The organism is Cobetia sp. PDI-23MA, from assembly GCF_059507735.1.
In genome coordinates this window covers 1,275,837-1,289,969 of sequence record NZ_CM183352.1, presented here as the reverse complement: position 1 = coordinate 1,289,969, position 14,133 = coordinate 1,275,837, and the positions used below count along the sequence as shown (strand labels likewise).

General features: G+C 62.9%; 12 protein-coding genes and 1 tRNA gene. 8 read left to right on the top strand and 5 right to left on the bottom strand.

Annotation, left to right across the window (positions count from 1 at the left end; translation table 11 throughout):
• Nucleotides 1-383: 383 nt before the first annotated feature.
• On the bottom strand, nucleotides 384-1,340 hold the full coding sequence (locus AC5WNJ_RS05530) for a sugar-binding transcriptional regulator (RefSeq protein ID WP_176676667.1): 957 nt from the start codon (nucleotides 1,338-1,340) through the stop codon (nucleotides 384-386).
• Nucleotides 1,341-1,521: 181 nt separating this feature from the next.
• Complete coding sequence (locus AC5WNJ_RS05525; protein WP_175089801.1) at nucleotides 1,522-2,115, bottom strand: Yip1 family protein; 594 nt, start codon at nucleotides 2,113-2,115, stop codon at nucleotides 1,522-1,524.
• Between the two features lie 262 nt (nucleotides 2,116-2,377).
• On the opposite strand from AC5WNJ_RS05525, the gene AC5WNJ_RS05520 reads away from it, so the two are divergent.
• Both AC5WNJ_RS05520 and AC5WNJ_RS05515 read left to right on the top strand, forming a co-directional pair.
• Complete coding sequence (locus AC5WNJ_RS05520; RefSeq protein ID WP_495930615.1) at nucleotides 2,378-3,487, top strand: TRAP transporter substrate-binding protein; 1,110 nt, start codon at nucleotides 2,378-2,380, stop codon at nucleotides 3,485-3,487.
• 151 nt (nucleotides 3,488-3,638) lie between these two features.
• Nucleotides 3,639-4,637, top strand: coding sequence for a TRAP transporter substrate-binding protein (locus AC5WNJ_RS05515; RefSeq protein WP_495930614.1), 999 nt, complete (start codon nucleotides 3,639-3,641; stop codon nucleotides 4,635-4,637).
• Nucleotides 4,638-4,881: 244 nt separating this feature from the next.
• Here the strand turns inward: AC5WNJ_RS05515 and AC5WNJ_RS05510 are convergent.
• Both AC5WNJ_RS05510 and AC5WNJ_RS05505 read right to left on the bottom strand, forming a co-directional pair.
• Nucleotides 4,882-4,955: transfer RNA gene (locus tag AC5WNJ_RS05510), tRNA-Gly, on the bottom strand.
• Between the two features lie 158 nt (nucleotides 4,956-5,113).
• A complete protein-coding gene (locus tag AC5WNJ_RS05505) occupies nucleotides 5,114-6,154 on the bottom strand; it encodes an adenosine deaminase (protein WP_495930613.1) in 1,041 nt (346 codons plus the stop codon).
• A gap of 322 nt (nucleotides 6,155-6,476) precedes the next feature.
• On the opposite strand from AC5WNJ_RS05505, the gene AC5WNJ_RS05500 reads away from it, so the two are divergent.
• The 4 genes from AC5WNJ_RS05500 to AC5WNJ_RS05485 all read left to right on the top strand — a co-directional run bounded on the left by AC5WNJ_RS05500 (nucleotide 6,477) and on the right by AC5WNJ_RS05485 (nucleotide 11,436).
• Complete coding sequence (locus AC5WNJ_RS05500) at nucleotides 6,477-7,544, top strand: Bug family tripartite tricarboxylate transporter substrate binding protein (RefSeq protein WP_495930612.1); 1,068 nt, start codon at nucleotides 6,477-6,479, stop codon at nucleotides 7,542-7,544.
• A 948-nt stretch (nucleotides 7,545-8,492) separates the two neighbouring features.
• Nucleotides 8,493-9,479 (top strand): Bug family tripartite tricarboxylate transporter substrate binding protein, encoded by a 987-nt coding sequence (locus AC5WNJ_RS05495; protein WP_495930611.1) that lies wholly within the window; start codon nucleotides 8,493-8,495, stop codon nucleotides 9,477-9,479.
• Complete coding sequence (locus AC5WNJ_RS05490; RefSeq protein WP_176676662.1) at nucleotides 9,479-9,916, top strand: tripartite tricarboxylate transporter TctB family protein; 438 nt, start codon at nucleotides 9,479-9,481, stop codon at nucleotides 9,914-9,916. The genes AC5WNJ_RS05495 and AC5WNJ_RS05490 overlap by 1 nt, the downstream gene beginning before the upstream one ends.
• Entirely contained in the window at nucleotides 9,916-11,436 is a 1,521-nt protein-coding gene (locus tag AC5WNJ_RS05485) for a tripartite tricarboxylate transporter permease (RefSeq protein WP_176676661.1), read from the top strand. Before AC5WNJ_RS05490 ends, AC5WNJ_RS05485 begins: the two co-directional genes overlap by 1 nt.
• A gap of 140 nt (nucleotides 11,437-11,576) precedes the next feature.
• On the opposite strand, the gene AC5WNJ_RS05480 is transcribed toward AC5WNJ_RS05485, so the two are convergent.
• Nucleotides 11,577-12,242 (bottom strand): helix-turn-helix domain-containing protein, encoded by a 666-nt coding sequence (locus tag AC5WNJ_RS05480; protein ID WP_495930610.1) that lies wholly within the window; start codon nucleotides 12,240-12,242, stop codon nucleotides 11,577-11,579.
• A 200-nt stretch (nucleotides 12,243-12,442) separates the two neighbouring features.
• Here AC5WNJ_RS05480 and AC5WNJ_RS05475 point away from each other — a divergent pair, with 200 nt between their 5' ends.
• Together AC5WNJ_RS05475 and AC5WNJ_RS05470 are read left to right on the top strand one after the other, a co-directional pair.
• Nucleotides 12,443-12,808 (top strand): hypothetical protein, encoded by a 366-nt coding sequence (locus tag AC5WNJ_RS05475; protein ID WP_043335450.1) that lies wholly within the window; start codon nucleotides 12,443-12,445, stop codon nucleotides 12,806-12,808.
• Nucleotides 12,808-13,566: an AraC family transcriptional regulator gene (locus tag AC5WNJ_RS05470; RefSeq protein WP_285460260.1), complete on the top strand. Its 759-nt coding sequence runs from the start codon at nucleotides 12,808-12,810 to the stop codon at nucleotides 13,564-13,566. Before AC5WNJ_RS05475 ends, AC5WNJ_RS05470 begins: the two co-directional genes overlap by 1 nt.
• The last annotated feature ends 567 nt before the right edge of the window (nucleotides 13,567-14,133 follow it).

Below are 14,133 nucleotides of genomic sequence, written 5' to 3'. Positions count from 1 at the left end.
CGGGGCGTTATTGGCATTGTTCTTTTCGAGGGCAAAAGCGCCTTGGGCACCGTTGCCTTCCCATCAACCGGCTTGGTGAACGGATGTCCTGGCGGGACATCGCGACGCAAACACGTTCGATCAAAACGTCATTTAATGAACAAATGATCGGATCAGACCTGTGAAAAAGCAAACCCTGAAGCGCTATACCTTGGGCTATACAACCTTGGGATCTGATCCTTTGGGTGTAGGCCACAAGGCGGCATGGCCACTGGGGTGGTGCTGAAATTAGTCTGAGCAAATATCAGCGTTTAATAAAATGACATCCGCCAGGAAGGTCACGCCAAGGCGCCATCATCGAGACGAATAAAGGTGGGCGATTGTCAGACCCAGGCCGCCACCGCTCACTCCTTGAGGGCCGCGCAGACACGCTGGGCGGCCACCTCATCGATGATCAGCCCTTGCAGCCAACCACCGCGCAACGCACTCAGAATGGCCGGCACCTTGTCGTGCCCACCCGCCAGCCCGATCAGCGGCTGCGCCTTGAGCGAGGTCAGCGGCACACTGGTGATGCGCTGCGCCAGCGGGCAATCGATCAGCCGGCCATGGGTGTCCAGCGGCCACCCCATCAACTCCCCCACTGCGCCGACTTCCATCAACTCATCGCGTTCCGCGGCGCTGATGAACTGATCCTGGAACAGCGTCGCCTGGGCATCGAGACGTCCGATGCCGATCATGCCCACATCGGCCTCACAAGCGACCTTGAATACCGCCTTGACCAGATTCTGACTCAGCAGCGACTCCTTCTCCTCGATGCTGGCCGCCACCACGGGCGCGGGCAACAGAAAGCGATCAGCGCCGATCTTGTCAGCCAGCAGCATCACGCCGTCATAGCGGTTGGAAGAACCATCCAACGCCACATTGCCGACCAGTGACACGATGCGATGCTGGGGGCGCTCGCTGCGACTCAGCGCTTCCACCGCTGCGCGTACCGCACGCCCGGTACTCAGCGAAATGGTCTGCGGCTGCTGGCGACCGAGATAGAACGCTAGGCGTTCGGCACCCGCCACCGCCAGATATTCCGCGATGCTTTCCGGTGACTGGGTGTCAGAGGGCACCACATCGCAGAAGCTCAGCCCGAAGTGCTCCACCAGCGTATCCGACAGCGCCATGCTGCTGGCCACGGGATGATCGATGGAGATCTTGACCAGCCGCTCCTGGCGCGCCAACGACAGCAGGCGCTGCACGCCGGGGCGCGACACCCCCAGCTGAACCGCGATGTCGTCCTGGGTCCGTCCACCGACATATGACAACCATGCAGCCCGCGCAGCCTGCTCCAGTCGCTGTTCAAACTTGTCCATGCGCTTTCTTCCACACTGTCGATTGAGTCCAACACTTTCCACGCCGCCGCCACCGAGCACAAGTGCCACGCGCCAACCCGCGCACGAAACGACAACGCCCCGCCGATGAAGGCGAGGCGTTGCAGAGACGCTTTTTCGCGCCGATGGCGTCAGCAGACTGACGCCTACGTGCCGCGAAGGACTACATGAACCAGCGTGCGCCATACCCCCACAGCAGCACAGTGACCGCCAGCAGACCCTCTAGGACCAGTACCCCGATCCCCAGTGTCGACCCGGTGACAAGGAAGCCTTCCTTGTTGGAGATATCAAGCAGTGGCGGAATCCCCAGATACAGCAGATATGCGCTGTAACACAGGCCAATGGTCCCCGCGAGGATACACACCCAGATGACAGGATAGAGCGCGACCAGCCCCGCGAGGAACATCGGCGTGGCGACATAGCCCGCGAAGATGATGCAACGCCGGCGGCTGGGGTGCCCCGAGAAGCGCTTCGAGAGCATGTGGATGACAGTGCCCATGAAGCCGATCGCTGTCAGTATGGCGATATAGAACGCGATACCAGCGAAGAAGGCATCCAGTGGCTCCAGAAGAATGGCGTGGCCTTCCGTCAGGCTCCAGCCGAACTGTGTGGTCCCGATATAGGCACAGATGACTGGCACCAGCGCCATGAGCAGCACATGGTGTGCATAGAGGTGGGTGATGGATTCGTGTTCCTTGCGGATGGTCTGCCATTCCCGTTGCGGATGCGCCATCAAGCCCCATACGTGGGTCAGCATGTGGTCTACCTCCCGTTGACAGTCGTCGACAATCCGGCCATGCGGTCCCGGCGCGGAGTGCGTGTCAGGGCAGTTGCACAGCCTTGTACTGAGCGTAGACCACATTGCGCCAACTGGCAGTTCAACGCCCGTTACCCCTTCCGAATCGTGCCGGCGCAGGCATGGAACAGGCCATAATGGGGAAGCGTTGACGGAGACAGCGACAGCATCCTGCACCGTTGAGGGATACTTGATTTCACCTCCTATGGATGGATGACGACGAATGCCAATCGGACAGCGTAGCGGCATGCAGGCAGTGCTTGTCATGCTGGGAGTGCTCGACATGAAGAAAATGTTCGGTATGAAGAGAATGCTCGGCATCAAGAGAGAGATCGGCATCAAGAGAGCGCTCGGCGTGGCCCTGGCGCTGGGGCTTTCCGTCCCGGGCACGCCCGCCCGGGCGGAGCCTGTCGAGCTGACCATGAGCCGCGAATACGGCCCCCAGACCATGATGGGCCAGCGCGCCCAGCAGTTCGTCGATCAGGTGGCAGCGCTCAGCGGGGGCGAGCTCGAGATCACCTTCGGAGAAGGCCCGCTGGGTCGGCTGCGCTCGGTGAATCATCTCGAGGCCATCAGCGCTGACATCATCCAGCTGGCCGACTCCCACAGCGGCGCGCTGGCCGCCGAGATGCCGCTGTTCGGCCTCAGCTCGCTGCCGACCCTGGTCGATGATCCGCATCATGCGCGCGAACTCTACCGTCTGGCGCGCCCCCACTATGAAGCGCAGCTGAAAGAGCATGACCAGATTCTGCTCTACGCCCTGCCTTGGCCGCCCAGCGGGCTGTGGTCGCGCAAGCCGATCACCACACGCGATGACCTCCGGGGCGTGCCCGTGCGGGCCTACGACCGCAATACCCAGCGCGTGCTGCTCAACCTCGGCGCCATCGCCAGCGTGCTCGGCTGGGAGCCGATGCAGCAGCAACTGGCCGAAGGCCGTATCGAGGCGGTGATGACCTCGGCCCTGGGCGGCCTGACGGCGGAGCTCAACCGCACGCTGGATCACTACACCGCGCTGCAATACGCCATGCCGCTCAATATCGTTCACATGAGCCGGTCACGCTTCGAAGCGCTCGACGACACCCAGCGCGAGGCCCTTCTCGCTGCCGCGACCGAAATTGAAGACACCAGCTGGAACGCCATCGCCAGCGTCCTGGAACAGACCCATGCCCAGCTGGAAGAGGCCGGCGTGACGGTCAGCAATCCGCTCTCGCCCGAACTCAAGCGCTCACTGGCACGCGCCAGTGTCAGCGTGATCGAGAGCTGGCGCAGCAAGGTCGCCCCCGAGGAAAGCGAACTGCTGGACCGCTATCTTCGACAACCCGACGCCCTCTGAGCCAGGCGCTCCCACGCCACCATCCTTGGCCATGACGGCCACCTTCGATGGAAGTGCTGAAAGTCCGTGGAGACACGATTCATCTGAGCATAAACGCAGGCATGCACTACCCTAGCGGGCAAAGGCCAAAGACAAAAAGAAAGGATTCCCCATGACGTCTTCCTCACGTATTGCCGCCCTGTTGTCCGCCTGGCTGGCAGCGGCAGGCCTGATCGGCGCACTCAGCGCGCACGCTCAGACGACCCTCAACATGAGCAGCGATTACCAGCCCGACACGATGATGGGCCAACGCGCTGCCGAATTCAGCCAGCAGGTCGCCAGCCAGTCCGGAGGTGACCTGACGCTGACGCTGCGCTCGGACATTCGCTCTGCCAGTCACCTGCAGGCCACTGCCGGCGGTGTCATCGACATCGCCGCGACACTCAGTGGTGCACTCGCCGAGGAAGCCCCCTTCTTCGGCATCTCGTCGCTGCCGGCGATCGCCTACGACCTCGATGAAGCTCACCGCCTGTACGTGGTCGCGAAGCCACGCTACGAGGAACTGCTCGCCGAGTACAACCAGATCCTGCTGTATGCCCTGCCGTGGACACCCAGCGGCCTGTGGTCGAAAGCGCCCATCGCTGACGGTGATGACCTGAAGGACATGCCGATCCGCACCTACGACCGCAACACGCAGCGAGTACTGCTCAACCTGGGCGCGGCACCTCAGGTCATGAGCTGGGGAGAGCTCAAGCCCCTGCTGCCCGGTGGCAGCATCCACGGCGCGCTGACCTCCGCGATGGGCGGCGTCAGTGCGGAGCTCTACCGCTACATGCCTCACTTCACCACGCTCAACTACGCGATGCCGCTCAATATCATCCACATGAATCGCGATAGCTTCGACGACCTGACAGAGGCCCAGCAGCAGGCGTTGATCGATGCCGCGCATGCCGCCGAGTCTGCCGGCTGGACGGCCACCCACAGCGTGCTGGACCAGGCCTACGCCACCCTGCAGGAGAACGGCGCGAAGCTGATCACGCCAGCCCCGCCTGAGTTGCAGGATGCCCTCGAGGAGGCCAGCCAGCATGTGGTGGAAAGCTGGAAGCAGAAAGTCACCAGTGAAGATCGCGAATTGCTGAGCAGGTATCTCGAATCACGCCCTGAGCGCTGAGCCCGAAAACGCCTGATGATCCAAAGTCTCCAGACACGACAAGACCATCAGTATCAGTGAAGGCACCGCCCCGCCCGCCACCGTCGCGAACGAACGCCGTCGGCCGTGGCGCAGGCCATGATCCATGCACAGCAACACAAATGGTCCCGGAAAGATGATCAAGAACGAATTCCATGCGCATGCGTGCCGCATGGAATCCTAGACACAAAAAAGCCTCCCGTTCGGGAGGCTTTTTTGAAGAATCTGGAGCGGGTGAAGGGAATCGAACCCTCGTCTTAAGCTTGGGAAGCTTCTGCTCTACCATTGAGCTACACCCGCAGGGCGGTGCATTGCGCACGCCAGAACTGCATTGTACTCAACGACTTAGCGCGGTCAAGCAACATCTGATGGAGTGGTTGCCGCAGACGGCATCGTACTGGCGATGTTGGTGGCCAAGCCGTTGATTGCATTCACTATTCAAGCGCCGGTGATAATCCTCAGGCAGCGCAGCTATCGAGTTGCGCCAGCAGCACGCCACGGCGGGCGTCACTCATGCCGAGACCTTCGGCACGCTGCGGGAAGGCGGCGTCGATGGCGTTGCGGCACAGGGTGAGCCACTGCGCCTCGCTGAGATCCAGCGCTTGCTGCACGGCGATGAAGTTGTCGAGCATGCCGCCGCCGAAATAGGCCGGGTCATCCGAGTTGAGGGTGATATTGAGGCCCGCCTCGATCAGCTTCGGCAGCGGGTGGTCTTCCATGCGCTCCACCACCTTGAGCGCGACATTGGACAGCGGACACACCGTCAGCGGGATACGCCGCTCGGCCAGCTCCGCGACCAGGGCGGCATCTTCCAGACAGCGCACACCGTGGTCGATACGCTCCACCCCCAGCACCTCAAGCGCCGCGCGGATGTACGCAGCCGGCCCTTCCTCGCCTGCGTGAGCGACACGATGCCAGCCGCGCTCCCCCGCAAGCTGGAAGACCTCGGTGAACTTCTCCGGCGGATTGCCGATCTCGGCGCTGTCCAGGCCGACACCCACGAAGCGCGATTCGAAGGCAATCAGCGCCTCGAACAGCTCACGCGCAGACTCCGCGGAATGACAGCGCAGGAAGCTCGGCACCAGCGCCGAGGTGATATCGAATTCCTTCACCGCCTCACGACAGGCGCGCTCCAGCCCCGCGAACTGGGTTTCCAGACTCACGCCACGCGCGAGATGCGCCTGCGGATCGAAGAACAGCTCCAGATGCTTGACACCATCGGCGCTGGCGCGGCGGAAGTAGTCCTGCGCCAGGCGATAGAAATGTGACTCGTCATTCAGAACGCCCATGCCCTGGTAATAGAGCGCGAGGAAGGCGGGAAGATCCGCGAAGTCATAGGCCGCCTCGACCTCTTCCAGGGTGGCGTAGGGCAATGTGATGCCCTGCTCCGCCGCCAGTTCGAACATCAAGGCCGGCGTCAGCGAGCCTTCGATGTGCAGGTGCAGCTCCACCTTGGGCAGGCGGGCGAGAAAGTCGTGCATGCGCGGGGTAAGGGTCATGGCCCGTCTCCTCAATGAAAGGCGGCGGCTGGAAGATCGCGGAGCGCTCACCACAGCCTGATGGCGCAATTCTAGCAATCCCGAGACCACCTTGAGGAGAGACGGCGCGGGAAATGCGATTTCTCTGCGCACTGCCCACCTGCCGTGACTTTTCGCGGCTCGCCGAAATAGGCTATTTTCGTTCATTCGCACTCTCGCAAGCTCACGACACAAGCTCATCACAACAGTCATAAGCGTGCGGCAGCCAGCAACGCGCAGCCCCATGCCGCGCTGACTGACATAACCATAACGATCGACGCTGAACACCAAGGACACGATAGCCATGCACGCCACATCCCCTGCCCGCCATCCCTTCTCACGCCGCAAGCATGCTCGACAGCGTGCTGGCGTCCTGCCCGCTGCGCTGCTGCTCAGCCTTGGCCTGCTGGTACCCTTGAGCGCCAACGCCGCCCAAGAGGAGCAGAATGAACAGACCGACTTCGCCCCGCAGGGCAAGACGGAGTGCATCGCGCCGGCCAAGCCCGGCGGTGGCTGGGATTTCACCTGTCGTAGCGTGGCCCGCCTGCTGGATGAGCAGAACCTGATCCCCGCCGGTATGCAGACGCTGAACGTGCCCGGTGCCAGCGGAGGCGTCGCCTTCGCGCATGTGAAGTCCAAGCGCCATGACGATGAGCAGGTCATCGTCGCCGCCTCGAGCGCGACCACCACCCGCCTGGGGCAGCATGCCTATCAGGACGGCAAGGTCGACGACGTGCGCTGGTTGATGACCCTCGGCGCCGACTACGGCGTGATTGCCGTGGCCCAGGACTCGCCCTACCAATCGCTGACCGAGCTGCTGGCCGCCATGCAGGCAGACCCCAAGACGGTGCGCTTCGCCGGTGGCGATGTCGCGGGCGGTTTCGATCACCTCAAGGTGTTGATGGCGGCGCGTGAGGCGGGCATCGACAACCTGCGCGCCCTGCCGTACCTCGCCTACGACTCAGGCTCCGTCGCCATCATCCAGGTGATGGGCGGCCACCTGGAAGCCTTCACCGGCGACATGACCGAGGCCCGCGGCTTCGTCGAATCCGGCCACCTGCGCCTGCTGGCAGTGTTCAGTGAAGAGCGCCTGCCCGGTCAGTACAGTGACATTCCCACCGCGCGTGAGCAGGGAATCGATGTGGTCGCACCCAACTGGCGCGGCTTCTACCTGCCGGGCGGCGCATCGGATGCCGCCTTCGACTGGTGGGAGCAGACTCTCAACCGCATGGCCGAGACGCCCGAGTGGCAGCAGGTGATGCAGGACAACGGCCTGATGCCGTTCCACAAGTCCGGCAAGGCGTTGGATCGCTTCATCACCCAGCAGGTCAGCGATGTGGAGCAGCTGTCGCAGGAGCTGGGCCTGCAGTGATCAACTGAAACACTGAGGTACTGACTCCCACAAGCCCTGAGCGCCACGCCCCCACCGGCAAACGCTCAAGGCTTCCCCCAAAAAAAGACGCCGCCCCGTCATCCAGGGTGGCGTCTTTTTGCGACTGGCTGGCTTGCCCCTGCAATCTCAGGGCATGGAGGGCCAGGGCCCCTTGGGCGGCTGATGATCGGGGTCGAACTGATAGGACGATACCTGGTCGCGCTCTTCGTGCGGCTCAGAATCTATCTCTGAATCTGCCTGTGACCGAGGCTCTGCCTCCGGCGCTGCTTCTGTCTCAGTTGTCAGCTCCGCTCCCCAGCAACAATGCCCACACACTGCCCAACGCCTTGGCCATGAGCCTTCCCCCCTCCCCTGTCCCCTGCACGATTGCCGATGGCACCCGGTCAGCACGCAGTCTGGCCACCGGCTACACGCTAGACCAAAGCCAAATGGCCACGCTTGTGCTGCAACGCCGCATAACGTTTCAAACACGACTGGCAAACCAGGGCAACCGTGGACGGACAACTCACACAGGCGGCGCAAGCGCCCCGCTCGGGCCTGATGGGAGAGGTGCGAAGGAGGCATGCAAGAGCAGCAAGAGAAGAGCAGCAAGAGAGAAGTGAGTAGAGAAAAAAGAGGGACGAGAGAGGAGCAACAGAGCGTCGTAAACCGCCAGATACCGACACGATATCCAGGCGGATCATGCACAAAAATGCACCACAAAGGTGCACAAATACACCTTTCGACCAAGGTCGGTGCGACGAATGGGTATCTTGCGAGCCGTCGGGCGGCAGTCTAATTTCACCATACAGAATAAAGTTCCGCCTTACAGAATTGTAAGGTTAGTGTCAGGTTCGCGGCTGCAGGGCGAGCTTCTCGCTCAACCGCTGCCAGCGCCTGACCCACGACATGTGCCGCTACCACAATCCAATAACACCAGAGGTCGCCATGACACGTCATATAACACTCAAACTCCTGACAGCTGCGATGGTCACCGCCATGTCCGCCCAGGCCTTCGCCTTCGAACCGAAGGGCAAGGTTGACTGTATCGCGCCGGCTGATCCGGGCGGCGGCTGGGACTTCACCTGCCGCAGCGTCGGCAAGATCCTGTCTGAGCTCGATTTCGTGCCGGGCAACGTGCAGACCATCAACATGGCGGGTGCCGGTGGCGGCGTCGCCTTCGCGCACACCGTCTCCAAGCGTGCCGGTGACGAGCAGCTGCTGGTGGCCGCCTCCACCGCGACCACCACCCGTCTGGCCCAGGGCCAATTCCCGGGCATGAATCAGGACCAGGTCGAGTGGATCGGCGCACTGGGGGCGGACTACGGCGCCATCGCCGTCTCCAAGGATTCGCCGTACGACACCCTGAGCGAGGTGATGGACGCGCTGAAGAAAGACCCGAAATCCGTCAAGTTCGCCGGCGGCAGTGCCGCAGGTGGCTGGGATCACCTCAAGGTGCTGATCGCCGCCCAGGCTGCCGATGTCGAGAACCTGCCCAAGGTCTCCTACCTGTCCTACAACAACGGCGGCGAAGCCATCACCCAGGTCGTCGGCGGCCACGTGCAGGCCTTCACCGGTGATATTTCCGAGATTCAGGGCTTCATGGAATCCGGCGATCTGAAAGTGCTGGCCGTGCTCTCCGAAGAACGCCTGCCGGGCAAGCTGGCTGACGTGCCGACCGCTCGCGAACAGGGCATCGATGCCGTCGCCCCCAACTGGCGCGGCTTCTACATCCCGGCCGGTGTCAGCGACGATGCCGAGCAGTACTGGACCACCACGCTGGACAGCGTCTATGAAAGCGAAGAATGGAAAGACGTGATGACCAAGAGCGGCCTGATGCCGTTCCACAAATCGGGTGCCGAGTTTGATGCCTTCGTGAAGGCACAGATCAAGGACATCCAGACCCTTTCCAAGGACATTGGGCTGATTCGCTGATGAATGACCGCATCTTTGGTCTGCTGATGCTCACCCTGGCCGTCGCGTACGGCTGGGGTGCACAGCAGTTCCCGGAACCCTTCGGCGGGGCCGAGTCCATCGGGCCCGAAACCTTCCCCACGTTGCTCTCGATCGTGCTGGCGCTGAGCAGCCTGTATCTGATCTTGCGCCCCGACCCGGACCAGCAATGGCCGTGGAGCCGCACCGGCGCCGAGATGGTGCTGGCCATCGTCATCCTGTGCCTGTACACCGCACTGCTTGAGCCGCTGGGCTTCATCGTCACGACCACCGCTGCGGTCGGCACCCTGTGCTGGCGCATGGGTTCCAGGCCGATTCGCGCTTACGTGACAGGCCTGCTCGGCGGCATCGTCGTCTTCGCCCTGTTCAACTTCGTGCTTGAGCTACCACTGCCGCTGGGCATTCTGGAGGTGGCGTAATGGAAAGTCTTGGCTTCTTGATGCAGGGCTTCGGCATCGCCCTGCAGCCTGAGAATCTGATGTTCGCCGTGCTGGGGGCCTTCCTGGGCACCCTGATCGGCGCACTGCCGGGCCTGGGCCCGGCCAATGGTGTGGCCATCCTGATTCCGCTGGCCTTCACCCTGGGCCTGAGCCCGGAAACCTCGCTGATCCTGCTGACCTCGGTCTACGCCGGTGCCATGTACGGCGGGCGCATCTCTTCGATCCTGCTCAACATCCCGGGCGATGAGCCGGCGATGATGACCTGTCTCGATGGCTATCCGATGGCCCAGAAAGGCAAGGCCGCCGAAGCGATGGCCATCTCGGCGATCGCCTCCTTCATCGGCAGCCTGATCGCCACCATCGGCCTGATCGTGATGGCGCCGTGGCTGGCCAGCTTCGCGCTGACCTTCGGCCCGGCGGAATACTTCGCGCTGTTCGTGCTGGCCTTCGCCACCCTGGGCGGCATCACCGGCAAGAATCCGGTCAAGACCATCATGGCAGCCGCCATCGGCCTGATGATTGCCACCGTCGGCATCGATGGCTCCACCGGTACCCAGCGCTACACCTTTGATGTGCTGGAGCTGTTCGAGGGCATCGACTTCATCATCGCCATCGTCGGTCTGTTCGCCATCTCGGAGCTGCTGTTCTTCATCGAACAGCACGCCGGTGAAGGCAAGCCGATGATCGCCATGAACAAGATGACCCTGAAGCTGAAGGAGATCGTCGCCATCCTGCCGACTTCCTTCCGCGGGGGTGTGCTGGGCTTCATTTCCGGCGTGTTGCCGGGTGCTGGTGCGTCGCTGGGCAGCTTCATCAGCTACACGCTGGAGAAGAAGACCGTCGGCAAGAAAGGCAACTTCGGCGAAGGCGATCCACGCGGCGTGGCCGCCCCGGAAGCCGGCAACAACGGTGCCGCCTCTGGCGCCCTGGTGCCGATGCTGACGCTGGGCGTGCCGGGCTCCGGTACCACCGCGGTACTGCTGGCGATGCTGATCTCGCTCAACATCACCCCGGGCCCGCTGATGTTCACCCAGCACGGCGACATCGTGTGGGGCGTGATCGCGGCGCTGCTGATCGGTAACGTCATCCTGCTGTTGATGAACATCCCGATGGTCGGCATCTTCGTCAAGCTGCTGTCCGTGCCGCCCAAGTACCTGCTGCCGGTGGTGACCATGGTCGCCTTCGTGGGCATCTACTCCATCAGCCACTCGACCTTCGATCTGTACTTCATGGTCGCCTTCGGGGTCGCCGGCTACTTCCTGCGCAAGCTGGAAATTCCGCTGGTGCCGGTCATTCTCGGCATGCTGCTGGGGCCGGAGATGGAGAAGAACCTGCGTCACGCCATGCAGCTGTCCGACGGCGACTGGACCATCCTGATCGGTAGCCCCCTGGCCGTGACCCTGTGGTGCATCGCCATCGCCGGTCTGCTGCTGCCGGTGATCGTCGGCCCCATCCTGCGTCGCCGCATGAGCGCCGCCAAGGCTGCCACCGACGCCTGATCCAGGCCAGGGCCCACGCCTCTCATGAGGTGACACGCCCTGAACGACAGCGCTCTGAAATGACATCGCCCTCGCCGGTCTTGCCGGCGGGGGCGATGTCATTTCAGCACTTCAAGACTCCTGACACTGGTGAGCGCGCATCAGTCGCCCTGCTGCCACTGGGCGAGCAGGCGGTGGGCCTGGGCAGGCGTCAGGCGCGCCGTCGGGCCACTGAGCACGATGACCTCAGCCGGTGCCAGCCCCTCGTCGTGATGCTGGGCGACGCTGACCGCCAACGCCGCCACCGACAGGCCGGCGGCTTCGCCGGTCTCGATCTCGCCACTGTCGACACACTGCTGCAGCAAGGCGGACAGCGCCTCATCGACCAGCTCGCCTTCCTCCAGCTGATGGCGCAGCGGCCACTGGCTGACATGCGCGTACTGACACATTGCCTGACGCGGTCGCGTCACGCCCTCCACCGGGCGCGCCTCGGCCTGCGAGCCATGCTCTACCAGCATCAGGCTGGCCGTCTCGCCACTGGCGGCATTCAGCGCCGCCAGCCAGCCGCGCAGCTGAACCTCGCGGGCCGGCAGCGCGGGTGCCAACTGGGCAAAACGCCCCAGCGCCGCGCCGATGGAGTAGATACCGTGGCTGTCACGCGCCACATAGCCGAAGTGCTCAAGCGAGCCCATCAGCCGCAGAATCGTGCTCTTGTAGAAACCACTGGCCTGGGCCAGCTCGTTGAGCGTCAGGCGAGGTGTCGCGGGGGTAAAGGCTTCCAGCAGCGTCAAGGCACGCTCGACCGCTTCCACACGTTGATTGGCCATGCGGCGGGACTCCCACGGCAGGTGAAGAACGAGGCTGACAGGCGGCTTGCGCCATGCCGCCTCACAGGACTTGAATCATGCCATAACGTTCTGACAGACAGAACATGACACGCCTGTCGCACTGACGATACTGGCCGTGCAGCGTGGTAGAATGGTGAGCTACGACGCTATTTCCGGTTACGTCCGCACAGGGTTCACACATGTCCATCTTCATCATCACCTTCGTGGTCTGCCTGATCGTCACCGTCGGCACCGTGGCCATGCTGATGATGTCGCGTACGCCGCGCTTTCGTACCGACTACAGCGACATCGCCCGCGTGCTGGATCAGGCGATCAGCGGCGAAATCAACGAGAACGAGTGGCACAGCGTGATCGGCTACCCGATTCGCCATGATGAGTATCTGGAGAGTCTGCGGCGCCGCTGCCAGGGCATCTTCGACAACCATGCCAGGCCGTGGCAGCTGGCCCAGGGCGGCGCGCTGTTCTCGCGCGCCGGTCGTGAAGAGCTCAACGTGCTGCTGGGCCATCTGCGTGCCCGCACCGGTGTCGCGGAGACTCGCGCCTGATGGCCGCCAGCGAGATGCGCCTGATCCCGCTCTCCAACCTGCGCGAGCACCATGATCACAGCTACCACCAGCTGGTGATCGGCCTCGATGGTCTGGCCGAGTTCGAGATCGAGGGCCAGGGCGGCGAGATTCGCCCACTGACCGGCTGCATCGTGCCGGCCGATCATGTCCACTACTACGCGGGCATCGGCGAGAATCGCCAGCTGATTCTCGACCTGCCCGATGATGCGCCCTACCTGACCGGCCATCACCGTGAACTCAAGCGTCTGTTCGAGCGTCCACGCTTCTTCACGCTGGACACCCGCCTGCGCGGCTATCTCGAATTCATGCTCGCGGAAGTCAACGACTACCAGCAGGCGCCGGGTGACCTGCTCGCCGCCACCTTCCTCGCCTGCCTCAACACGCGCATCGAAGAGCCGATGAGCGCGCTGAGCACCAGTGGTCGTCAGCTGGATCTGGTCGCGCTCAACCGCTTCATCGACGCCAATCTCGGCCAGCGCCTCAGCGTGGCGGATCTTGCCCGCCAGTCGCATCTCTCCGAGCAGCATTTCAGCGAGCGTTTCCGCGTACTGACCGGCCTCTCGCCCTATCAGTACCTGCTGCGCCGTCGGCTGGAGGAGGCACGCCAGCTACTGGGCACCAGCGAGCTATCCCTGTCCCAGATCGCGGATCGCTGCGGCTTTGCCAACCAGAGCGCCCTTTCCCATGCTTTCCGCAAGCATCTCGGCTTCCCGCCCTCGGCACTGCGCAAAGCCTGATCGAGTTGGCAGAAGCCGATGGGACGTGCGCATCCCCTCGGGTATCTGACACGCCCTTGCCTCCCTCATTCACGGCCGCATTTCTGACACCCCGCTCTTCAATTCCTCCCCCGCGCGGGAAGTGCGTCGCTTGGGGCACGCACGTCGTTCAACGGCACCCCCACCGTCAGCTGCAAACCAATTCTCCTCCAGACCTCTACCACCTTGGTATAACAAGATCGCGTCATTTCGCGGCACATCCTTCGACAAAGGTCGGAGAAGCGTGTCACTTTTCAGACATGCCCGTGAATTTGACATGCGCAGCCGAGAAATTGGAAAGACCCGCCCCCCTGCGCCACCCTACATTCTCAGTCATACATCCAGACGTGCCGCTGTCGCGCTTTCTGATGCGTTCTGCATCACTCCCGGCGCTGTGACTCGGCAATCCCATTCGGCGCTTCGACGCCCAGCAGCAAGGGGTTCGCACCATGACCACCTCCACTTCCTCCGATCAGTCCAGTGCAGTGAATGCCGCGATCGCCTCGGCCACGTCCACAGCCGCCCAGTCCTCGAACAATTCGTCCACGA

Coding starts and splice junctions, on each gene's coding strand:
- AC5WNJ_RS05530 (WP_176676667.1), bottom strand. CDS start 1,340: ATGGACAAGTTTGAACAGCGACTGGAGCAGGCTGCGCGGGCTGCATGG.
- AC5WNJ_RS05525 (WP_175089801.1), bottom strand. CDS start 2,115: ATGCTGACCCACGTATGGGGCTTGATGGCGCATCCGCAACGGGAATGG.
- AC5WNJ_RS05520 (WP_495930615.1), top strand. CDS start 2,378: ATGCCAATCGGACAGCGTAGCGGCATGCAGGCAGTGCTTGTCATGCTG.
- AC5WNJ_RS05515 (WP_495930614.1), top strand. CDS start 3,639: ATGACGTCTTCCTCACGTATTGCCGCCCTGTTGTCCGCCTGGCTGGCA.
- AC5WNJ_RS05505 (WP_495930613.1), bottom strand. CDS start 6,154: ATGACCCTTACCCCGCGCATGCACGACTTTCTCGCCCGCCTGCCCAAG.
- AC5WNJ_RS05500 (WP_495930612.1), top strand. CDS start 6,477: ATGCACGCCACATCCCCTGCCCGCCATCCCTTCTCACGCCGCAAGCAT.
- AC5WNJ_RS05495 (WP_495930611.1), top strand. CDS start 8,493: ATGACACGTCATATAACACTCAAACTCCTGACAGCTGCGATGGTCACC.
- AC5WNJ_RS05490 (WP_176676662.1), top strand. CDS start 9,479: ATGAATGACCGCATCTTTGGTCTGCTGATGCTCACCCTGGCCGTCGCG.
- AC5WNJ_RS05485 (WP_176676661.1), top strand. CDS start 9,916: ATGGAAAGTCTTGGCTTCTTGATGCAGGGCTTCGGCATCGCCCTGCAG.
- AC5WNJ_RS05480 (WP_495930610.1), bottom strand. CDS start 12,242: ATGGCCAATCAACGTGTGGAAGCGGTCGAGCGTGCCTTGACGCTGCTG.
- AC5WNJ_RS05475 (WP_043335450.1), top strand. CDS start 12,443: ATGTCCATCTTCATCATCACCTTCGTGGTCTGCCTGATCGTCACCGTC.
- AC5WNJ_RS05470 (WP_285460260.1), top strand. CDS start 12,808: ATGGCCGCCAGCGAGATGCGCCTGATCCCGCTCTCCAACCTGCGCGAG.